General features: G+C 61.7%; 20 protein-coding genes and 1 pseudogene. 9 read left to right on the top strand and 12 right to left on the bottom strand.

Annotation, left to right across the window (positions count from 1 at the left end):
* Window positions 1-7 precede the first annotated feature (7 nt).
* From RPMA_RS00095 to RPMA_RS00125, 7 genes are all read right to left on the bottom strand, one after another.
* Window positions 8-814 (bottom strand): DUF2189 domain-containing protein, encoded by an 807-nt coding sequence (locus RPMA_RS00095; protein WP_211910935.1) that lies wholly within the window; start codon window positions 812-814, stop codon window positions 8-10.
* 76 nt (window positions 815-890) lie between these two features.
* Window positions 891-1,103 carry a hypothetical protein gene (locus RPMA_RS00100; protein WP_211910936.1) on the bottom strand — a complete coding sequence of 71 codons (213 nt, stop codon included), beginning with the start codon at window positions 1,101-1,103 and terminating at the stop codon, window positions 891-893.
* The gene (ccoP, locus tag RPMA_RS00105) at window positions 1,100-1,981 is read right to left on the bottom strand and encodes a cytochrome-c oxidase, cbb3-type subunit III (RefSeq protein WP_211910937.1); all 882 of its coding nucleotides are present in this window, start codon (window positions 1,979-1,981) and stop codon (window positions 1,100-1,102) included. Before ccoP ends, RPMA_RS00100 begins: the two co-directional genes overlap by 4 nt.
* On the bottom strand, window positions 1,972-2,172 hold the full coding sequence (locus RPMA_RS00110; protein ID WP_328516546.1) for a cbb3-type cytochrome c oxidase subunit 3: 201 nt from the start codon (window positions 2,170-2,172) through the stop codon (window positions 1,972-1,974). Before RPMA_RS00110 ends, ccoP begins: the two co-directional genes overlap by 10 nt.
* Before the next feature lie 2 nt (window positions 2,173-2,174).
* Window positions 2,175-2,915 carry a cytochrome-c oxidase, cbb3-type subunit II gene (ccoO, locus tag RPMA_RS00115; protein ID WP_211910939.1) on the bottom strand — a complete coding sequence of 247 codons (741 nt, stop codon included), beginning with the start codon at window positions 2,913-2,915 and terminating at the stop codon, window positions 2,175-2,177.
* A 2-nt stretch (window positions 2,916-2,917) separates the two neighbouring features.
* Window positions 2,918-4,573, bottom strand: coding sequence for a cytochrome-c oxidase, cbb3-type subunit I (gene ccoN / locus RPMA_RS00120; protein WP_211910940.1), 1,656 nt, complete (start codon window positions 4,571-4,573; stop codon window positions 2,918-2,920).
* A 227-nt stretch (window positions 4,574-4,800) separates the two neighbouring features.
* Window positions 4,801-5,175, bottom strand: coding sequence for a nuclear transport factor 2 family protein (locus RPMA_RS00125; protein WP_211910941.1), 375 nt, complete (start codon window positions 5,173-5,175; stop codon window positions 4,801-4,803).
* Window positions 5,176-5,348: 173 nt separating this feature from the next.
* Here RPMA_RS00125 and RPMA_RS00130 point away from each other — a divergent pair, with 173 nt between their 5' ends.
* Together RPMA_RS00130 and RPMA_RS00135 are read left to right on the top strand one after the other, a co-directional pair.
* Window positions 5,349-5,822 (top strand): DUF2867 domain-containing protein, encoded by a 474-nt coding sequence (locus RPMA_RS00130; protein WP_211910942.1) that lies wholly within the window; start codon window positions 5,349-5,351, stop codon window positions 5,820-5,822.
* A gap of 53 nt (window positions 5,823-5,875) precedes the next feature.
* Window positions 5,876-6,376, top strand: coding sequence for a hypothetical protein (locus tag RPMA_RS00135; protein ID WP_211910943.1), 501 nt, complete (start codon window positions 5,876-5,878; stop codon window positions 6,374-6,376).
* Here RPMA_RS00135 and RPMA_RS00140 read toward each other — a convergent pair.
* Complete coding sequence (locus tag RPMA_RS00140) at window positions 6,360-7,505, bottom strand: FUSC family protein (RefSeq protein WP_211910944.1); 1,146 nt, start codon at window positions 7,503-7,505, stop codon at window positions 6,360-6,362. The genes RPMA_RS00135 and RPMA_RS00140 overlap by 17 nt on opposite strands.
* Window positions 7,506-7,630: 125 nt before the next feature.
* Here RPMA_RS00140 and RPMA_RS00145 point away from each other — a divergent pair, with 125 nt between their 5' ends.
* From RPMA_RS00145 to RPMA_RS00165, 5 genes and pseudogenes are all read left to right on the top strand, one after another.
* Window positions 7,631-8,995 carry an MmgE/PrpD family protein gene (locus tag RPMA_RS00145; protein WP_211910945.1) on the top strand — a complete coding sequence of 455 codons (1,365 nt, stop codon included), beginning with the start codon at window positions 7,631-7,633 and terminating at the stop codon, window positions 8,993-8,995.
* A gap of 202 nt (window positions 8,996-9,197) precedes the next feature.
* The gene (locus tag RPMA_RS00150) at window positions 9,198-9,803 is read left to right on the top strand and encodes a 3-keto-disaccharide hydrolase (protein ID WP_211910946.1); all 606 of its coding nucleotides are present in this window, start codon (window positions 9,198-9,200) and stop codon (window positions 9,801-9,803) included.
* Between the two features lie 73 nt (window positions 9,804-9,876).
* The gene (locus RPMA_RS00155; protein ID WP_211910947.1) at window positions 9,877-10,794 is read left to right on the top strand and encodes a pirin family protein; all 918 of its coding nucleotides are present in this window, start codon (window positions 9,877-9,879) and stop codon (window positions 10,792-10,794) included.
* Between the two features lie 65 nt (window positions 10,795-10,859).
* A complete protein-coding gene (locus RPMA_RS00160; RefSeq protein WP_211910948.1) occupies window positions 10,860-11,777 on the top strand; it encodes a phosphoribosylaminoimidazolesuccinocarboxamide synthase in 918 nt (305 codons plus the stop codon).
* Window positions 11,778-11,937: 160 nt separating this feature from the next.
* Window positions 11,938-14,129: pseudogene (locus RPMA_RS00165) on the top strand (SLC26A/SulP transporter family protein).
* A gap of 52 nt (window positions 14,130-14,181) precedes the next feature.
* Here RPMA_RS00165 and RPMA_RS00170 read toward each other — a convergent pair.
* The 3 genes from RPMA_RS00170 to RPMA_RS00180 all read right to left on the bottom strand — a co-directional run bounded on the left by RPMA_RS00170 (window position 14,182) and on the right by RPMA_RS00180 (window position 17,048).
* Window positions 14,182-14,922, bottom strand: a complete 741-nt coding sequence (locus tag RPMA_RS00170) for a LysR substrate-binding domain-containing protein (RefSeq protein ID WP_211910949.1) — start codon at window positions 14,920-14,922, stop codon at window positions 14,182-14,184.
* Window positions 14,923-15,097: 175 nt separating this feature from the next.
* On the bottom strand, window positions 15,098-16,567 hold the full coding sequence (locus tag RPMA_RS00175; RefSeq protein WP_211910950.1) for an NAD-dependent succinate-semialdehyde dehydrogenase: 1,470 nt from the start codon (window positions 16,565-16,567) through the stop codon (window positions 15,098-15,100).
* Between the two features lie 151 nt (window positions 16,568-16,718).
* Entirely contained in the window at window positions 16,719-17,048 is a 330-nt protein-coding gene (locus RPMA_RS00180) for a hypothetical protein (RefSeq protein WP_211910951.1), read from the bottom strand.
* A gap of 252 nt (window positions 17,049-17,300) precedes the next feature.
* Here RPMA_RS00180 and RPMA_RS00185 point away from each other — a divergent pair, with 252 nt between their 5' ends.
* On the top strand, window positions 17,301-18,482 hold the full coding sequence (locus RPMA_RS00185) for a serine hydrolase domain-containing protein (protein WP_211910952.1): 1,182 nt from the start codon (window positions 17,301-17,303) through the stop codon (window positions 18,480-18,482).
* A gap of 67 nt (window positions 18,483-18,549) precedes the next feature.
* Here the strand turns inward: RPMA_RS00185 and RPMA_RS00190 are convergent, their stop codons facing one another.
* Window positions 18,550-19,551, bottom strand: a complete 1,002-nt coding sequence (locus RPMA_RS00190) for an adenosine kinase (RefSeq protein WP_211910953.1) — start codon at window positions 19,549-19,551, stop codon at window positions 18,550-18,552.
* 129 nt (window positions 19,552-19,680) lie between these two features.
* Here RPMA_RS00190 and murJ point away from each other — a divergent pair, with 129 nt between their 5' ends.
* On the top strand, window positions 19,681-21,216 hold the full coding sequence (gene murJ / locus RPMA_RS00195; protein WP_211910954.1) for a murein biosynthesis integral membrane protein MurJ: 1,536 nt from the start codon (window positions 19,681-19,683) through the stop codon (window positions 21,214-21,216).
* Window positions 21,217-21,274: the final 58 nt, after the last annotated feature.

Here is a 21,274-nt window from a genome sequence, read left to right on the forward strand (position 1 = left end):
AGCCTCGCTAACTCGCGCCCGGCACCTCAGCACCCGGCTTCATCGCCACATAGGCGTGCCATGTCCCGTGCCCGAGCAACGGAAACACGAGGACCATAGCCAGCATGCCGGTCATGACATTGATCAAGAACAAACCCAGCGCGATGGCTGCCCAGGTCAGCATGACCGGCAGATTGGCCCAGACCATCGCCATGCTGGTGCCCATGGCGGTGAGCGCATCGACCCGCTCATTGAGCAGCATCGGTATGGCGAACACACTGATGGCAAAGGAGAAAGCGGCGAACAGCCCGCCCACGGCCGTACCGGAAATCAGCATGGCCCAGCCGACCGGGGTGGTGAACAGCATAGCGGCGACGCCGCCGAGGCCGGGGAACGGGTTAACGCCGAAGAACAAAGCGTAAATGATCACCGCGGCGCGAATCCAGACCAGCATCAGCGTGCACAGCAGGAGGCCCGCAAAGAGAACCTGCCCGCCCGACTTCGGCCGCACCAGGATCATCTGCAGCAGCGAGACCCGTTCATTCGCCGCGATGCGGCGGCTCTTCTCATAGAGCCCGATGGCGAGCAGGGGCCCCACAACCATAAACCCCGCAAAGACCGGAAACAGGATGTAGTCCCAACCGAAAGCGAACAGCCCGCCGACAAGCATGAAGGACACGACGAAGACCAGCAGCCCATAAGCGATGCTCGCGAATGGCTCGATGGTGAGATCGCGCCAGCCCGCCTTGAGCCAGCCGAGTGCAACAGCTGGCGCAACATGACGGTCCCGCGAGATCGCTGGCGGAAGCGGCGGAGAGACGGCAGGAAGATTCATCTTCGACCTCGCAACGCTCGTTGTTGGCGCAACTTCAAATCCCGGACACAGTATTCAATCTTCAAGGTCATGATCGTCACCGCGGCGTGCATGACGATGACGCGGCGCTGAATTGGCCGGATGCAGCGACAGCGACGCCGCGCTTGACGTGATCGATGCAATCGGGCTGCGACGCGAAGGCCACATAAACGAGATGCGCATTGGCGGCGACCAGCAGGAGCAGGCCAGCAGCAACCGACAGCCAGATCAGCGTTCGCGCTTTCAGACGTCGTGATACCAACGCCATCATGGCCCGGTCACCCTGAGATCGACGATGTAGAGCGCGAGGATTTTGCGATCGAGCGGAGACAGCCGCGCTTCCCAGCTCGGCATCTGTCCCTGTCGGCCACCCCAGACCGAGGTGAACACCGTCTGCGCATTGCCGCCATAGATCCAGGACAGGTCGCGCAAATTGGGCGCGCCGACATCGGTGCTTCCCGTGGCATTGTCGCCATGACAGGCGACGCAGTTCTCAGTAAAGACGGCCTTGCCGCGCGCGAGTTTTTCCGGCGCAATCGACTGAGCGACCGCAGGCATCGACAGGCTGCGCACATAGTCCACGACATCGTCGATCTTGTCGCGCGTCAGCATGCCGTCGCGACCGAAAGCCGGCATTTGCGAGACCCGCGTGTCCGGATGCGACGCATTGATGCCGACGCGGATCGTCTCCGCGATGGCATCAGGCGTGCCGCCCCACAGAAAGGCTTGCGACACCAGCGTCGGAAAGCCGTGACCGCCGGTGGCAGCACGGCCATGGCAGGCGGCGCAATTGTCGCCGAACAAGGTCGCGCCGGTCTGCCGGACAATGCCCATCAGGCGCTTGTCGAGCTGAATCGCCTCATAGCTCTCGGTCTCGATCAGCTTCGTCCACTTCGCGCGGTCGACTGCGGCTTCCTTCACCTGCGCCGTGACGATGTCGCGTTGATCGAGGCCAAGCAGGCCGCGCGTGTATGTGACACCGAGCGGCCAGGCCGGCATCAGGATCCAGTACACGACCGAATAGAGAAATGTGGCCCACAGGAAGAAGTACACTGCCCGCGGCACCGGCGTGTTGAGCTCCTTGATGCCGTTCCATTCATGGCCGGTGGTGAGATAGCCGGAGACGGGATCGCGTTCTTCTACTGCCATTGCTCTCCCCTATCTGGCTCACCCTGATATGGCTTGTCCTCGGCAGAAGGATCGATGATCGATTGCGCTGCGGCGTCGAACGGCTTCCTGTTGGTCGGCCAATAGGCATAGATCAGCACGCCTATCGACATGGCGACGAGATAGAACAGCCCGAAGGACTTCGCGAACCAGACGGTGGTTTCGTGCTCCATCGTCACTCTCCCGCCTTGGCCGTGGTGGTCTTGTGCGCGGCATCGGTGAGCTTGCCGAGAATTTGCAAGTAAGCGACCAGCGCATCCATCTCGGTGGGTTCACCGGCCACGCCGTCGAACGCACGGATATTGGTGGCGGCGCCGTAACGCTTGGCGACGCCTTCCGCATAGGGCGTGTCGGGCGTTGTCTGCCCATAGGCATCGGCGGAGGCATTGGCGATCATCTCATCCGTATAGGGCACGCCGACTTTTCGCATCGCCGCGAGGTGCAGGCCGAGATCGTCGGTGCGGATTTTGTTACGCGCAAGATAGGCGTAAGGCGGCATCACCGATTCCGGCACCACATTGCGCGGATTGATCAGATGCTTGACGTGCCAGTCGTCACTGTATTTTCCGCCGAGGCGCGCAAGATCCGGCCCGGTGCGCTTCGAGCCCCACAGCATGGGGTGATCATATTTGGATTCCACGGCCAGCGAATACGGCCCATAGCGTTCGACCTCGTCGCGCAGGGTGCGGATCATCTGCGAATGGCAGGCATAGCAGCCTTCGCGGATATAGATATTGCGACCGGTCAGTTCGAGTGGCGTGTAGACGCGCATGTCGGGCGCATCCTCCACCGTCTGATGGATCGTGAACAGCGGCGCGATCTCGACGATGCCACCGATCGAGGCGGCAAAGATGATGCCGATCGCCAGCGTCATGGTCTTGCGTTCGATCCTGTAGTGCAATCCGAGAAAACCCATCGTTATTCTCCCGGCTGCAGCGCTGGCGTTGCCGGCTGTGGCAGCGGACGATCCGCCGCCCGGCTATCTGCCGGCTGATCCTCGGTGCGGATGGTCATCCAGACATTGTAGAGGCCGATCACCGCGCCGGAGAGGAAGAAGAAACCGCCGACCGCGCGCGCAACGTAATAGGGCTTCATCGCGACCACCGTCTCGATGAAGGAATAAGACAGCGTGCCGCTGCTGTTATAGGTGCGCCACATCAGGCCCTGGATGATGCCTGAATTCCACATGGCGAAGACGTAAGTGAGCAGGCCGGCCACTGCGAGCCAGAAATGCCACTCCACCAGCACCGGTGAATACATCCGCTCGCGCTTCCACAGCCACGGCACCATGGCATAGATCGAACCGAAGGTGATCATCGCCACCCAGCCGAGCGCGCCGGCATGGACGTGGCCGACGGTCCAGTCGGTGTAATGCGATAGCGAGTTCACCGAACGGATCGCCATGAACGACCCCTCGAATGTGGTGATGCCGTAGAACACCGCGGCCACCATCATGAAGCGCAGCGTGGCGTCGTCGCGCACCTTGTGCCACGCGCCATTCAGTGTGAGCAACGCATTCGCGGCCGAGCCCCAGGACGGGATCAACAACATCAGCGAAAAGGTCATGCCCAGGGTCTGCACCCATTGCGGCAGCGCCGTGTAATGCAGGTGATGCGAGCCCACCCACATATACATGAAGGTGATGCCCCAGAACGAGATGATCGACATCCGGTAGGAATAGATCGGCCGCCCTGCCCGCACCGGCAGGAAGTAATACATCATGCCGAGAAAGCCGGAGGTGAGGAAGAAGGCGACGGCGTTGTGGCCGTACCACCATTCGGTCATCGCATCCTGCACGCCGGCAAAGGCCGAATAGCTCTTGGCGTGGCCGAGCGAGACCGGCATCGCGAGATTGTTGACGGTGTGCAGGATCGCCACCACCAGGATGAACGCCATGTAATACCAGTTGGCGACGTAGATATGCGGCTCCTTCCGCCGCGCCAGCGTCCGCATGTAGATGATGAAATAGACGACCCAGACGACTTCCAGCAGGAGGTCGGCGTACCATTCCGGTTCGGCATATTCCTTCGACTGGGTGACGCCCATCAGATAGCCGGTAGCGGCGAGGACGCAGAACAGATTGTAGCCCATCAGCACGAACCACGGGCTGAGCTGATCCGGCAGCCGCGCGCGAGAGGTTCGCTGCAATACATAAAGCGATGTGCCGATCAACGCATTGCCGCCGAAACCAAAAATGACTCCGCTGGTATGAACCGGGCGAAGGCGACCGAAGCTCGCCCAGCCGGCATCGAAGGTCATATCGGGAAAGACGAGCTGCCAGGCGACGATGTCGCCGACCAGCATGCCGACAACAGCCCAGACCATCGCGAGAACGACGGCGACCTTGGTGGGATCATCGTAATACAGCGCGAGACGCACCTCGTCTGGCTCCGGCGCGTAATACACATTGATGATGGCGAAGATGCCGGCGATCGCTGCAAGCATGATGATCGCACCATGGACGCCGAGCGGATCCTTCGAGCCGGCAATCGCCATCGCAAGACCGCAAACAAGCGTGCCCAGTAGCAGGATCAGCGCGAGTTGACGTTCCGACGTCGTCAAGTGAGCGATCATCCCATCATTCCCCTGCCTGCCTTGCCGCGGCGTCTAAACCGCAGCCGAGATTGCCCTGCGCCTTCCGCCATTCCGATTAGCTCGCATGGCGTCCGCCCCAATTGCTCCAAAGCAACCCCGGAGCTGATTTAAGTCACGACGCGACACACTTTTATGGAAACATTGAAGAAAAATACAACCAGCTGATCGCAGGTTTGCTGGCTGCAACCACTGCGCTGCTGGCCGATTTAGTCTTTCAGGTCGTAGCGGTAGGACTTCGAGACGATCTGCCAGCCGTCGGCGAGCTTCATCGCGACCAGATAGTCGGTGAAGTAGCGCGGCGGGAGCTGGCAGCGGACCTTGATGAAGGCTGTCTTTTCGTCGGAGCGATCGATCGAGACGATCACATCATCCCGCGCGCTGCCTTCGGATTTCGCCGAGACGCGCTTACGGACCGCGGCCAGCCAATCCGGCACGCTCCACACTTTCAACTCGCCATTCTCCACCCAGCGCAGATCGGCGCTGTCGGCGAAAATGGCACCGAGCTTGTCGGAATCGGCCTCATAGAGGCCGTCGAAATAATGCTGGATCACGGCTTCGACAGTCGAACGATCATAGGCCATGGCATTCCCCCGCGGACAATCAGTCGGGGTGTACTATGACACGAAAATCATGACCGTCATACTATACCGTCGCATAGTCGGCAGGGCGTTTTGCCTAAGACAATTTGTCCAAGCTTCACAATGACGACGCAGGTGCACAATCCCACGGGTGATACAGATCGCGAGGTTTGACGATGGTTTCTGCAATTCAGCCTGCCATCGATCTGAATGCGTTTCTGCCAGGGGCACAGTTTGCCGATGCGTTCAGTATCACCACCGACACAACAACCCTTACAGCGCGTGAAGCTGCCGAACGCATGCTCGGCCGCTCGCCCTGGTGGGTCGAGGTGCTGATGAAGCTGCGCGATGCCGTCGTCGCGCCGTTCGGATTGAAGACCGCGACATCGGCGCGCCACGACAGGATCGAGAAAGTCGGTTTCTTTCCCTTGCTCAGCGAAAAACCGCAGCAACTGGTGGCCGGCTTCAATGACAGCCATCTCGATTTCCGCGTCGTGATCGATGTCGCGTCCACGGGCGGCGGCCAGTGCGTGACGGCAACTACCATCGTACTGATGCACAACTGGCTCGGCCGAACTTACCTCAGCATCATCAAGCCGTTCCACCGCATGGTCGTGCGCGCCATGCTGAAACAGGTGCATACCGCTTGAACCGACGATGTGCCGCAGCATGGATGGGAACGGCCGGACCGCCTTTCCGTTAAATGCCCATGACTTTTTCAGAGTTCGATTTACAGCGCGACGAAACTGTCCACCTCTCCCTTGCCCGCGCATTCGACGCGGCGTGGGAGCCCTTCATCATGCACGAGGGTGAAAGCGTCGATACCGACGACAATCGCCGCCGCCTGGCCGAGCGCATCGTTGCGTTGGCGCGATCGGGACAGACGGATGAGGACGAACTCGGTGAGGCCGGTCTGACCTATATGCGCGTTCTTACAGAAGCCGCTCGCTTGTCCGAGCGCATTCGCGACATGCCATCGCCCGAGCTGGTGCCGCAGGATGCGGATCATCAGTCATTCGGAAACGATGCCGTCGAGGCGATGTCATCAGCGCTCGATCTGTGTATCGAGGAACTACCGCTCTCGATTCCCGCCGATGCCGTTCAGTTGCTGTCCAGCAGCATCGTCGACGAAGCCGCACGGGGCGAGCGCGACCCGGAGCGGCTGCAATTTCACGCGATGGCGACGCTCATGTCGCGTCAATGACCTTCTTGCCCCGGATGGGCGGATCGACATCTGCCCATTCGGACACGCAACGCTCGAGATCGCGCAGATTCTGCCGCATCTGCTCCAGCGAAAAGCCGATGGCAAAGAAGCGTTCGGCCATGTCGCCGGGGAGGCCGCGCGTAAGACTCTCCTGGCGCAGTTTTGCGACTTCCGCGCCATAGAGTTTCAGGGCTGTCTGCACCGGATAGATCGCGGGCGCGCCGGTGCCGCTGCGCAGCGCAATGGCGGTGGAGTGTAGGAAGTTTGCCATCGCTTCGCTCACTCGCGCCAGCGGTCCAGCCAGCCTGATTTGCAGCGGCGATGGCAGCGGCACCACCGTCGAGCGGCCGATCATCACCAGGTCATGCCGCAAGCGCAGCGTCGTGCGCAGCAACGGACCGGTATCCGGCCCCTTCGAGAGATGGGCAGCGCGTTCACGCTCGGCTTCGGCGCCGATCGCCTGCAGGCTGGTGATGGCGTGACCGATACCATCCTGCAGCCTGTGCAGGGTTTCGTTGTCGCGGCCGCGCGTCAGCGCGGCCAGAAGCTCGGTGAGCGCCGTCGCGATCAAATCGAGCGCCTGCGCCGCATTGGCCCGGACCTGGCTATGCGCACGCGACGGCAGCACGATGAAGGACACGAGCAATCCGGTGATCGCGCCGACAGTGACTTCAAGCACGCGATCGATGGCCGATTCCAGCGGCGTGTTGTGATTCATCAGCGGCAACAGCAACACGATGATCGCCGTCACCGGGGCGACATTGAGGCTGGGATTGATGGCGGCGATGAAGGCCAGCGGCAGCACCGCCAGCACCAGAACGAGCAACAACATGCCTTCATTGGCGTGCGGGATCAGGATCGCCACAGCGCCGCCATAGAGGGCGCCACCGATTGTGCCGATCAGATAGTCGCGCGTCGCTTTCAACGAGCGTCCGACGCTCATCTGGGTGACGATGATCGAGGTCAGCACCGCCCAGAGCGGCAGCTTGAGGCCGACGGTCAGCGCGATGACCAGCGCGCTCAGAGCAGCCGCCGTCACCCGGATGCCGAGGCCAAGTTCGATCGTATGGGCGCGGAAATAGGCAAATACGCGCTTCAACGCCCCGAAGATTTTCCGAACTACGGACATGTGACGATCGATCCTCGAAACAGACGTAACGGCCGGCCCGCATGGCTGATCCCCGCGCCGCCATGCCGGCTTGAAACGCCGAAACAGCCCGCATAGAGCTAATTCGATAAGAGTGAGGAAACACAATGGCCAATGAGACTGCAACGCTTGCCGCCTATGTCGCCAATCTGAAATTCGACGACATTCCGCAGGAGGTGCTGGAACGCGCCAAGTGCCTCACCCTCGATTATCTCGGCTCGACCATCCGCGCCCGCAGCGAGGCGGAGTCCACCCCGTCACTTTTGAAGATGCTGGAAACCTTGTCGCTGGACGGCAAGGGTGATTCCACCGTGTTCGGTGACAGCAAGACCTGGACCCCCGCCGTGGCAGCGCTGCTGAACGGCGCGCTCGGCCATTCCCTCGATTTCGACGACACCCATGCGGACTCCTCGCTGCATCCCAGCGCCCCGGTGGTTCCGGCCGCCTTCGCGGTCGGCGAAATGGTCGGCGCATCCGGCAAGGACGTGCTGACGGCCATCGTTGCCGGGTATGAAGTCTGCTGCCGGCTCGGCAACGCACTCGACCCAACCTCGCATTACGCCAAGGGATTTCACCCCACAGCGACGGCCGGCACTTACGGCGCCGCCGCGGCCGCGGGAAAACTGTTCGGCCTGTCCAAGGAACAGCTGATCTCGGCCTTCGGCGTCTCCGGCAGCCAGGCCGCGGGTTCGCTGCAGTTCCTGGTCAATGGCGCCTGGAACAAGCGCTATCAGGTCGGCGCCGCCGCCATGAACGGCGTGATCGCCGCCACGCTGGCGCGCAACGAATTCATCGGCTCATCGGAATCCGTCGAGGGCAAGCATGGGCTGCTCGTGGGCTATAGCGACGACGCGCATCCGGAGAAGGCCGTGGCCGATCTCGGCTCGGTCTATGAGACCATGAAGATCGGCGTGAAGCCTTATCCCAGCTGCCGTTACACGCATGCCGCCATCGACACGCTGATCGCCATGCGCCGCGAACACAATCTGACACCCGAGCAGGTCAAGCGCGTCGAGATCGGCCTGCATCGCAACGGCATCACGCTGACCGGCGATGCCGACACCAAGCGTCACCCGACCTCCATCGTCGGCGGCCAGTTCTCGATGTTCTTCACCGGCGCGCTGGCGCTGGATCAGGGCTCGTTCGGCTGGGACGACTACAAGCGCCTCGGCGATGCGGCGATCGACACGCTGGCGGATCGTTTCGACGTGGTTCAGGACGAACGCCTCGAAGGCAAGCGCCATCCGTTTGGCGCGCGCGTCAGCATTCACACCGAGGATGGCGTGCATGAGCGCATCGCGCCGGATCCATCGGGTGAGCCGGATTCCTTCCCGGATGCGTCGGCCATGCAGCAGAAATTCCTGCTGCTCGCACGCCCCGTGCTTGCCAAGCGCGCCGAGGAATTCGCCGATGCGATCCTGACGCTGGAGCGTTTTGACCGGGTGGCGACGGCGACGGCACTGGGCCGCTGACCTGTAGCCCGGATGGAGCGAAGCGAGATCCAGGAACAGCAGACCTCGTTGAAACGCCGGCCCCCTGATTGCGCTGCGCTCCATCCGGGCTACGGCAGCCGCGTTAGCAGTTGCACAATCGAAAGTCGCCTCGTCCGCGTTTACACTTTCTCGCTCCCGTTGCTATCGTTGCGACAATAAGAAGCAACGGGAGGAGACGACCATGAAGCACATCTCTGCGATCGCGACTGCTATCACGCTCGGCCTTATCGCAATTCCATTCGTTCAGCCGGCATCGAGCCAGTCCGATGGCGGATGGGTCACGCTGGTCGATGCCACCAAGATGGGCGACTGGGACAAGGTCGGCGATGCCAACTGGGCGATGAAGGACGGCGCGCTCGCCGCCGACAAGCTGCTGTCCGGCAAGGACCTCGCTTATCTCGTCAGCAAGAAGCCGTACAAGGACTTCCAGATCAAGGCCGAGTTCTGGACCGATGCCGAAGCCAATAGCGGCATCTTCATCCGCTGCGACAATCCGAAAGTGATCGACGGCAAGACCTGCTACGAGGTCAACATCTTCGACAAGCGGCCGGACCCGTCCTACGGCACCGGCGCTATTGTCGATGTCGCCAAGGTCAATCCGATGCCCAAGGCCGCCGATAAGTGGAATACCTACGAGATCACTGCCAAGGGGTCGAAGCTCACTGTGATCCTGAATGGCGAGAAGACCGTCGATGTCGAGGACTCCAAGCACGCCACCGGCCCGATCGCCCTGCAATATGGCTCCGGCGTGGTGAAATTCCGCAAGGTGCAGATCAAGGAGCTGTGATGCGCCGGGGCGGACAGCGCGTCGCAGAATCGGTGACTACTCCCGCCCCGCCATTTCCTGCTAGAATGGTTCTATGAGCTGGCACCCTTCAAACGACCCCATTCTCGGCGATCCCCACACCTGCGACGCGCTGGAGCTAACCATCGTGCCGCGCACCCGCGATCTCGGCGACGGCTTTGCCGTCCGTCGCGCGCTGCCCCATGGCAAGCGGCAGATGGTGGGCCCCTTCATCTTCTTCGACCATTTCGGCCCGATGCAGTTCATCGCCGGCAAGGGCATGGACGTCCGCCCGCATCCGCATATCGGCCTCGCCACCGTCTCCTATCTGTTCGACGGCGCCATCATGCATCGCGACAGCGAAGGCAATGTGCGCGAAATCCAGCCCGGCGCCATGAATCTCATGACCGCCGGCCGCGGCATCGCCCATTCCGAGCGCACCCCGGATGTTCAGCGCGCCAATGGCCAGAAGATGCTGGGCCTGCAGAGCTGGATCGCGCTGCCGAAGGGCTCGGAAGAGATCGATCCGTCATTCCAGCACTATGGCGCCGACAGCCTGCCCACCATCCAGGACACCGGCTTTTCGGCCCGCGTGATCGCCGGCAAGGCGTTCGGCAAGGCCTCGCCGGTCTCGATGGTGTCGCCATGGTTCTATGTGGAAGTCACGGCCACCGCCGGCACCACGGTGCCGCTCGACCCCGATCATGAGGAGCGCGCCATCTATGTGGTGGACGGCGAGATCGAGATTGCCGGCGACCGCCATGAGGGCCCGAAACTGCTGATCTTCCGCCCCGGCGACGAAATCACCATCAGGGTCCAGCGCGACTGCCGCATGATGTTCCTGGGCGGCGATGCCCTGGAGGGGCCGCGGCATCTGTGGTGGAATTTCGTGTCGTCCAGCAAGGAGCGCATCGAGCAGGCGAAAGAGGACTGGAAGACCGGCCGCTTCGCCCATGTCCCCGACGAACACGAATTTATCCCGCTGCCGGAATAGGGTATCGTCGCAGCCACGACGCTCCGGCAGACGGCCGGGGGACCCGATTTTCGAAAGTGACTGACATGACCACGATGGCCTCGAGCGACCTGCCTCTTCCCAAGATCGGACGAGGCAAGGTCCGCGATATCTATTCCGTCGGCGAGGACCGCGTGCTGCTGCTGACCACCGACCGCATCAGCGCGTTCGACGTGGTCATGAACGAGACCATCCCCATGAAGGGCGCGGTGCTGACCCAGATCAGCGCCTGGTGGTTCAACCAGCTCGGCGGCGTGGTCCCGCATCACATGATCTCCGCCGATGCGGACGAGATCATCAAGCAGGTGCCTGAGCTCGAAGGCCACCGCGCGTCCCTCGCGGGCCGCGCGATGCTGTGCAAGCGCACCACCGTCTTCCCGATCGAATGCGTAATCCGTGGCTACATTTCCGGCTCGGCCTGGAAGGAATATGCGGCATCCGGCACGCTGGCCGGCGAGAAGCTCGACAGCGGCATGGTCGAGAGCCAGAAATTTACCAATCCGGTGTTCAGCCCGGCCACCAAGGCCGAAACCGGACATGACGAAAATATTACAGTTTCAAGAATGCGCGAGATCATCGGCGAGGAGGATGCCTTCACGCTCGAGAGCATGACCCGCGCCGTCTACACGCAGGGCGAAGAGATCGCCCGCGAAGCCGGCATCATCATTTGTGACACCAAGTTCGAATTCGGCCGCGACGGGGATGGCCGCATCATCCTGATCGACGAAGTGATGACCCCCGACAGTTCGCGTTTCTGGGCCGCCGACGTCTATAAGCCCGGCCAGCCGCAGCCGAGCTTCGACAAACAGCCGCTGCGCGACTGGCTCGATGTGGAGCGCAAGGCGGGCCGCTGGAATGGCGAAGCTCCGCCGCCGAAGCTGCCGCAGGAGGTGATCGACGCCACCAGCCAGCGCTATCTGGATGCGTATTTCCGCCTCACCGGCGAGAAACTCACTGTCATATAAGCGCCTTCAGCGCACTATCAGTAGAATTTCATTGTCGAGAGATCGCGCACTCGTCTACCAGAGATGGTGACGCATGCGCGGTTGCGTGCGCCCTGGAAGGTCGGCACGTGGGCAATCGGGACATCGAGGCAGCGCCAACTCGTTTCGAACGAGGCGTTGCGTGAGCAGCATCACTCTCAAACCTGCAAACATCTCTGGCTGGCGCAATGATATCTTCGGCGGCGTCATTGCCAGCATTCTGACGATCAGCTTCGGCCTGTCCTATTCGGTGCTGATCTTTTCGGGGCCGCTGGCGTCGTTCCTGCCCTATGGCATCGCCGCGACCTTCATCGCAGCAAGCGTTGCCGCCGCCGTGATCGCCCTCGGCAGCACCTTTCCGTTTGCCGTCGGCGGACCTGAAAGCTCGACCGCTGCCGTCACGGCGATCCTGTCGGCCACCCTTGTCGAGTATGTCGTTGCGCAATCCGAGCCAACTGCATTACTTGGCCCCGTGCTGATCACGCTGTCCGCAGCGACGATTATCACCGGGCTGACCCTTTGCGGCCTCGGCATCACCCATATGGGTCGCGCGATCCGCTATGTCCCTTATCCGGTGATTGGCGGCTTTCTGGGCGCCACCGCATGCCTGATCGTGGCCGGCGGCGTTCAGGTGAGCACCGGCTTCAAACTGCAATTCGCTAATTTCGGCCAGTTCGCCACCCCTGTGGCTCTCTACGAACTTTGCGCTGCCGCAGCCGTGGCGATGACAATCTATGCGATCTGGCACAAATCGCGAAAGCCGATGGCGCTGCCGGCGATCCTGCTCGCCGCGATCACCATTGCGCATCTCCTGTTCTGGCTCTCCGGCACATCGATCCAACAAGCGCAGGCGATGGGGTGGACCTTTGCGTCACCGCCCAAGGCCAGCCTGACCCTGCCCTGGACCTTCCTTGCCGAGCCCTACCCATGGGATGCACTGCCGGGCCTGGTCGGAAATTTCATCGCCGTGATCTTTGTCACCGCCGTCAGCACGCTCTTCAACACCACTGGCATCGAGGTCGCCGCGCATCGTGAAGCCGATATCGAGCGCGAACTCAACGTCACCGGCGCCGCCAATATCCTCACCGGATTGCTCGGCGGCTATGCGAGCTGCATCTCGATCAGCCGCTCGATCCTCAATCTCAACAGCGGCGCCACCAGCCGACTGTCCGGCATGACGGTCGCGGTGATTGCCGCTTCCATGCTGGTGGTCGATCCCGCCCTGCTCGCTTACATGCCGCGCTTCGTGCTTGGCGGACTTCTGCTCTATCTCGGTATGGAGCAGCTGCATCGCTGGATCATCGATTCTCGCAAACGGCTGTCGCTGCTCGACTACCTTTCGTTACTCGCCATCATCGTCATCATCCTGACATGGGGTTTTGTCGCCGGCGTGCTGATCGGCATCGTGATCGGCTGCGCCACGTTTGCGCTCAGCGTCTCGCGCGTGTCCTCCATCAAATATGGATTTGACGGTTCGGAATATCGTTCGTCGCTGGATCGCTCGCTGGAGGACCAGCGCACACTGAGCGTTCACGGAAAAGCGATCCAGGGCCTCAACCTGCAGAGCTATCTTTTCTTCGGCTCCGCCAACCGGCTCTATCTGCACGTCAAGGCATTGCTGCGCCGGCATCCGGAATGCCGCTATCTCGTTTTCGACTTCAAGCTCGTCACCGGCATCGACTCATCGGCTGCGCATAGTTTCGCCCAGATCAAGCGCATCGCACGCGAGCATGGGACCACGCTTGTGCTGGCCAATCTTCATCCCGCCGCCAACCGCAACCTGCGCGCCAGCCTGTTCATCGACGACCACGTCAAGGTTGCGGCTGATCTCGATCGCGCATTGGAATGGTGCGAGAACGAAGTGATCACGCAGCATCGCGGCCTCGCCGAGGAGGAGGCAGACCTGCGTGGCTGGTTCACTCGCATCCTGCGAGCCCCGACGACGCCGATGAGCTGATGCGCCGCTGCCAGCGCGTTGAAGTGACCGCCAACGAGATCGTCGTGCATGCCGGCGAGGCCGCGGAATGCATGCATTTCATTCTCGACGGCCGCGTCGGCATCATGGTTCCGAATGGCGACGGTCATCTCACCCGCGTCCGCAGCCTCGGCCGCTACACCACCGTCGGCGAGATGGGCCTCGTCGCCTATACCGCGCGCAGCGCGACGATCCAGGCGGAAGCCCCGAGCATTCTGTATGTGCTTCGCGCAGATGCGTTCGAGGATATCAAACAGAACCATCCAGCACTGAGCCAGAAACTGCTGACCTATTTCGTATCGGTCATGGCCGAACGACTGACCTTTGCGAGCCGGATGATCGCAGTCCTTCGACGATGATGGCCTCTACTTATTTGGAGAGCCACCGAGTCGATCATGACATCGCGTGCGGCTATACGGATGGCCCGGCCAATGGGAACGACGACAGCGCAGAAACCACGTCTCTGACACGCGTGGAACTCGAATCACCCCGAACGGCAAGCAGGATTTTCTTCGGCGCGATGGTGGGCAATTGATCGTCGCGGGCTTCGACCAGCGGCGATGCAATCGCATGTCGCGGCACCACGGCCAAACATCTCCCGGATCGGACCGCCGTCAGTTTCGACGCGTAGTCCGGCCCAGTGAACATCACTTTGTAGGAACGGCCGGCATCCGACAGCGCTTTCAGAATGATATGCTGATCCGGCGGCCATGTCGCCAATGGGATCGGCGCATCCATCTCGACCGAGAATGCCGTTGATCGCACCCAACCGAATTCAATGTCGAATTCCGCGACAAGGTCATCACCCAGAATGGCCCGATGATCTTTCACATCCATGACCATGGCGACGTCAACGTCGTCATCATCAAACGCTTTGACGATCTTTGAACAGATGTCCGACGTGACCGACACGTTCGCCAATGTGGTCTCGGCCGGATGATCAACGAGAAAGCTCAGCAACATGCTGCTGATGCCGATGCGAACGGGAGCATCATCGGTATCGCTAGAGTATCTCGAATAGTGAGGATTTTGGGACAGCGCCTGATGTGCAAGACCAATCAAACGCCGGCCGATCGCAGCCAGGTCCGCGCTCATAAGAGCACCAGACTCCGCAAGCGCCTCGCGACCATTGAGGTCTTTCGAATCTTCCAAGCCGGGCTCCGATCAGCGTTATCGCAGTGGATTGAGCTTTTGGAGATCCTACCTGATTTTCGGGCCTATAGCCACGCTTGATAGAAATGCCTGCGTGATGTCGCATCGCAAAAAACTGGCCGGGCATCGTGCGATGCCCGGCCATGACTCAAAATGACATTTGTCAGGCGAAGTGTCAGATACCCGACATCATGATGTATTTGATCTCGACATATTCTTCCATGCCGTGACGCGACCCCTCACGACCGAGACCGGACTCCTTCACGCCGCCGAATGGCGCGACTTCCGTCGTGATCAGGCCGGTATTGACGCCCACCATGCCTGACTCCAGAGCTTCCGCGACGCGCCAGACTCGGCCGAGATCGCGCGAGTAGAAGTAGGACGCGAGGCCGAATGGCGAGGCATTGCACATGGCGATGACGTCAGCCTCGTCCTTGAAGCGGAACACCGGCGCCAGCGGACCGAAGGTTTCTTCCTGCGCAACGATGGCGTCAGGCTTCACATTGGCAAGCACGGTCGGCTCGAAGAAAGTACCACCGAGCGCATGGCGCTTGCCGCCGGTCACGACCTTGGCGCCGCCCTTGACCGCGTCGGCGATATGACGTTCGACCTTCTCGACCGATTCCATGTTGATGAGCGGCCCCTGGACAACACCCTGTTCGGTGCCATCGCCGATCTTCATCGCCGCGACCTTCTTCGACAGCTTCTCGACGAACTGGTCGTAGATGCCGTCCTGCGCATAGAGGCGATTGGCGCATACGCAGGTCTGGCCCATATTGCGATACTTCGACACCATCGCGCCTTCGACGGCGGCGTCCACGTCGGCATCGTCGAACACCACGAAGGGTGCGTTGCCGCCAAGTTCGAGGCCAAGCTTCTTCACGCCGACCGAAGCCTGCTTGTAGAGAATCTTGCCGACTTCAGTGGACCCGGTGAAGCCGACGAAGCGCACGGCGGGATGCTCGCACAGCACGAGACCGATTTCGGAGGCCTTGCCGGTAATGATGTTGAGCACGCCCTTCGGCACGCCCGCACGCTCGGCCAGTTCAGCCAGTGCCAGCGCCGACAGCGGGGTCTCGTCGGCAGGCTTCAGCACCACGGTGCAACCAGCGGCAAGCGCCGGCGACACCTTGCGGGTGATCATCGAGTTCGGGAAATTCCACGGCGTGATGGCGCCGCAGACGCCGATTGGCTGCTTGATGGCGAGCAGGCGCGCATCCGCGCGCTGCGTCGGAATCGTTTCGCCGTAAACGCGGCGGGCTTCCTCGGCGAAGAATTCGATATAGGCAGCGCCGATATCGACCTCGCCCAGCGCTTCGGTCAGCGGCTTGCCCTGCTCCGAGGTGAGAATCAGTGCGAGATCTTCACGATTGGCGATGATCAGCTCGAACCACTTGCGCAGGATGTTGGAGCGCTGCTTGGCAGTGAACTTGGCCCAGGCAGGGAAGGCCTTCTCGGCGGCCTCGACAGCCTGCGTCGTCTCCTTGGCGCCCATGTTCGGCACCTTGGCGAGTTCGACCATGTTGACCGGATTGGTGACCGCGGTTGCACCGGTGCCGACCCAGGCGCCATCGATGTAGCACTTGTCGCGCAGCAGCGAGGGATCTTTCAGGCGGTCGCGAAGCGAGGATGTGGTCGAGGACATGGGCGGTTCTCCTGCGGAAAGTATCGCGGACGTATAGCCGCGGAACAACGCATGAGTATAGGCCCGAATGCCCGCTTACGGGGAATGGCAGCTATAGCGGCGACAGAACCTCTAGAGCTGCGGCAGATCGTCCATCGCCAGCAGGACTATGTCAGGCAGCACCGCGCATATAGGTTTCGCGCCGATCGATCATGCGTGCAAAAGCGATCTTCGCATTCGCACGGGTCGCGGTTGGAAATGTGCGATACTCAAGCTCCGGTAGCATCGCAGCGTCGCGGCGGCCGAACCATGAAATGAAGGATTTCGGCGGCGCCGAAATCTTGGCCAGGGCCTGTGCGAGATTATCGGTGGCCTCGAAGGCAAACAGGGACCCTGTCTGGGCAACCCTGACCTCCAGCAAGCCGGGGCCGATCGACGCTTCGATCGTTTCTCCGCGCAATGCCCGGGGATAGTGTTTCCAGTCGGTCCAGTTCGCAATCATTGGTCGTACTCCGCAGCCGGATGCTGCATCTGCCTTACTCATTAGTGTCGGGAAGCGCTTTGACGTTCACGGTGATTTTTGAACATATCCGTGGCGGATTTGTTCCTGCGACAATCGCAGGATGGTCACAACAGACAGATGGGCTCGCGCCTGCCACCTCGCCAGCTCAACGCCATCACATCCGCGAGACCAAGCCCTTCCAGAACGCACGCAAAACCCGGTAGCATGCTGCAAAAGCGGGGGAGGATCTCAATGCGGACCAGCAGCGACATCGACAGGATCATTCAGCACGCCTGCGACAGCGGCGCTGTTCCGGGAGCTGTCGTTATGGCCGCCACCGGGGATGAGATCATTCACCAGAGCGCATTTGGTAAACGCAGCCTCGACAATGGCACGCCCATGACGACGGACAGCGTGTTCTGGATCGCATCGATGACCAAGGCGATCACCGCCACGGCTGCGATGCAACTGGTCGAACAAGGTAAATTGTCGCTGGATGACCCGATCGGCGCGGTGCTTCCGGATCTCGGGTCCATTCAGGTGCTTGAAGGCTTCGACAACGATGGCGCTCCGCAATTGCGCCCGGCACGCCGCCCCATCACGCTGCGACAGCTGCTGACCCACACGGCCGGCTTTTGCTACGACATGATGAATGCCGATATGGGGCGCTACCTGCAAAAAACCGGCATTCCAGTTTTCCGCACCGGGCTCAATGCCGCGATGCAGATACCGATCATGACCGATCCCGGCACTCGCTGGGAGTATGGCACCAATATCGATTTCGTCGGCAAGGCCGTGGAAGCCGCCAGCGGCCAGGCGCTCGACGCCTATTTTCGCGAACACATTCTCGATCCGCTCGGCATGTCAGACACCGCGTTCCGGATCGGCCCATCGCAGCGTGAACGCCTGGTTCGCGTTCATCGTCGCAGTCCCGACGGAACGCTCACGCCGATCGATTTCGAGATCAAGCAGGACCCGGAATTCTTCGCCGGCGGTGGCGGTCTCTATGGCACCGTGCCCGATTATATCAAGTTTACGCAAATGATCCTCAACAAGGGCGTCGGTCGCGGCCATCGTTTGCTGAAGCCCGAGACCGTCGCGCTGATGAGCGAGAATCATATCGGCGATTTGCATGTCACGCCGATGCGATCGGCCATCCCGGCCGTCACCAACGACGCCGAACTCTGCCCCGGCATCGACAAGAAGCATGGCCTGAGTTTCGTGATCAACATGGCGCCGACCCCGGAAGGCCGCAGCGCCGGCAGTCTCGCCTGGGCCGGACTCGCCAACACCTATTACTGGATCGACCCGATCCGCAACGTCACCGGCGTGATCCTGATGCAGGTGCTGCCCTTTGCGGATCCGACCTGCCTGAAAGTGTTCTCGGATTTCGAGCGGGCGGTTTATGCGGGGCTGGGAGAGAGGGCGGCGTGATCTTCTCCCTCCCCGCTGCGCCGCTTCACGGCTTGGGGGAGGGAGATCATAGGCCTCCGCGTTCCGCTTAAACCGGCAGGCCGTTCTTCTGCGCCAGCTCCTTCAGCGACACCTGTGGGCGTGCGCCGATATGCTGGATCACTTCCGCTGCCGCCATTGCGCCGAGCTTGCCGGCATTCTCATAGCCGGCATTGCGCACGAGTCCGAACAGGAAGCCGGCCGCGAACAGATCGCCAGCACCGGTGGTGTCCACCAGCTTCTCGATCTTGTGCGCAGGCACTGCAACGATGTCGCTGCCCGACACCACCACGCAGCCCTTCTCGCTGCGCGTCACGACGCCGAGCTTCACATCCTTGCCGAGTTCGGCAACGGCCTTGTCGAAATCTTCGGTCTGATACAGCGAGCCCAGCTCGGATTCATTCGCAAAGATGATATCCACGGTGCCGGTGCGCATCAGGTCGAGGAATTCATCGCGATAGCGGCCGACGCAGAACGCATCCGACAGCGTCAGCGCGACCTTGCGGCCGGCATCATGGGCGATCTTCGAGGCCTTGATGAAAGCTTCCTTGGCGCTCGACGGATCCCACAGATAGCCTTCAAGATAGACATAATGCGAGGCGGCGATGGCGGCGACGTCGATATCCTCGGGACCGAGATCCTGTGCGGCGCCGAGATAGGTATTCATGGTGCGCTCGCCATCGGGCGTCACCAAAATGTACGAACAGCCCGTGGCCGGCCCGGCCGCGGCGGGCGCGGTTTCATAGGCAACGCCGGCCGAGCGGATGTCGTGGGTGTAGAGCTTGCCGATCTGGTCGTCTTTCACCTTGCCGACATAGGCGACATTGGCGCCGAGGCTGGCGAGACCGACAATGGTGTTGGCCGCGGAGCCGCCGGACATCTCCGTTGCCGGGCCCATCGCCTCATAGATCGCCTTGGCGCGGGCTTCGTCGATCAGCGCCATGCCGCCTTTGGCCATGCCGTGGTCGGCAAGAAACTTGTCGTCGGTCTGCACCAGCACGTCGAAGATCGCATTGCCGATCGCAAGCACGTCGTATTTCGCTGAAGTCATTAAGAATATCCCGTTGCGGCGATTGCGGGGCGGGGCGAATGGTTTTCAACTCATCCCGTTGCGGCCTGATGGCTGCGACTATCACACCCCGCCCGGCGCCAGCAAGGATGCCTCCTCCGTGACGGTTCCATGATCCGCTCCATTTTGATGGTTTCCACGGGCACCCTGGCCTCGCGCCTGCTCGGCTTTGCGCGCGATGCCATGGTCGCGGCGCTGCTGGGTGCGGGCGCCGTCGCGGATGCGTTTCTGGTGGCGTTTCAGCTCGTCAATGTGATCCGGCGATTGCTGACGGAAGGTGCGCTGAACGCCGCGCTGATACCCGCCTGGGCGCGCATCCATGCCGTGGACGGCCCCGAAGCAGCCGCCGCCTTCGCCGGCCGCATTCTCTGCACCGTGAGCGCCGCCGTGATCATCGCCGCACTGCTGATCGGCCTGGCCATGCCTCAGGTCATTGCGATTGTGGCGCCCGGCTTTGTCGGCGCCCCCACGCTGCAACTCGCCACCGACAATGCCCGGCTGATGTTGCCCTATCTCGCTTTCGCCGGCCCCGTCACGGTGATGATGGGTCTTTACAACGCGCAACATCGCTTCGCGCTGACGGCTTTTTCCCCGCTGCTGTTCAATGCCGCGCTGATCGCCGTGATGGCGCTCCTGCTGGCATGGCCGCAGCAGGCCGCCACTGCCGCTATGGTCATGGCGGCCACGGTCGGCGTCGCCGGCCTGCTGCAACTGTCGATGCTGATCCTGCGGCAATCCGGCAGCAAACTGGCATCGCCCTTGCGGCTGTCGCTCGATGCCGACATGCGCGCCTTTTTCCGCAAGGCGCTGCCGGGCATGGTCGCGAGCTCCGGCCCGCAGCTTCTCATCGTCGGCGGCGCGATCATCGCATCATCGCTGCCATCAGCCGTATCATGGCTCTACTTTGCAAACCGCCTGATCGAATTGCCACTCGGCATCGTCGGCACCGCAATGGGCACGGTGCTGATCCCCGAACTGACGCGCGCCGCGCGTGACAATGATCACGCGCTGATGACCCATGCGCAGTCGCGCGGGATCGAGCTGGCAATCGGACTGACATTGCCAGCGACATTGGGATTGATCGTATTGAGCACGCCCATCGTGCGACTGTTGTTCGAACACGGCGCTTTCACTGCGAGCGATACGGCGGCCACTGCGCAGGCAATGACCTGGCTCGCGCTGGCGCTGCCGGCGCATGTGCTGATCAAGACGCTGTCACCGGCCTTCTTTGCGCGGGAGAATACGCATACGCCGCTGATAGCGACGCTGGTCGGCTTGATCGTGGCGATCGTTGCGGCCTATGGGCTTGGCGCATCCTTCGGCCCGAGCGGCATCGCTGCGGCGATCGCGCTGGCGGCCTGGAGCAGCGCAATCGTGCTGGTGATCCACGGTGGACGATCGTTTGGCTGGGCGATCGATGCGGATGCAAGGCGCAGGCTCCCGATATTCGCACTGGCCGCGATCATCATGGGCGGGCTGCTGTGGCTGCTGACGCGCTATATGCCGGGCGCTGATCACAAACTCGCGCAGTCGGTCCTGCTATTCCTGCAAATCGCCTGCGGGTTGGCGATCTATGCCGTACCGCTGGTGCTCACTGGCGCCCTACGCTGGCGGGATATTCGCGCGGCGCTCAGGAAGCCCACCTGACTTCACGACATTGGTCATGGACGCCGCCCGGCGCCTGTGGCAAGGGACGCCGCGGCCC

The organism is Tardiphaga alba, from assembly GCF_018279705.1.
Taxonomy (GTDB): domain Bacteria; phylum Pseudomonadota; class Alphaproteobacteria; order Rhizobiales; family Xanthobacteraceae; genus Tardiphaga; species Tardiphaga alba.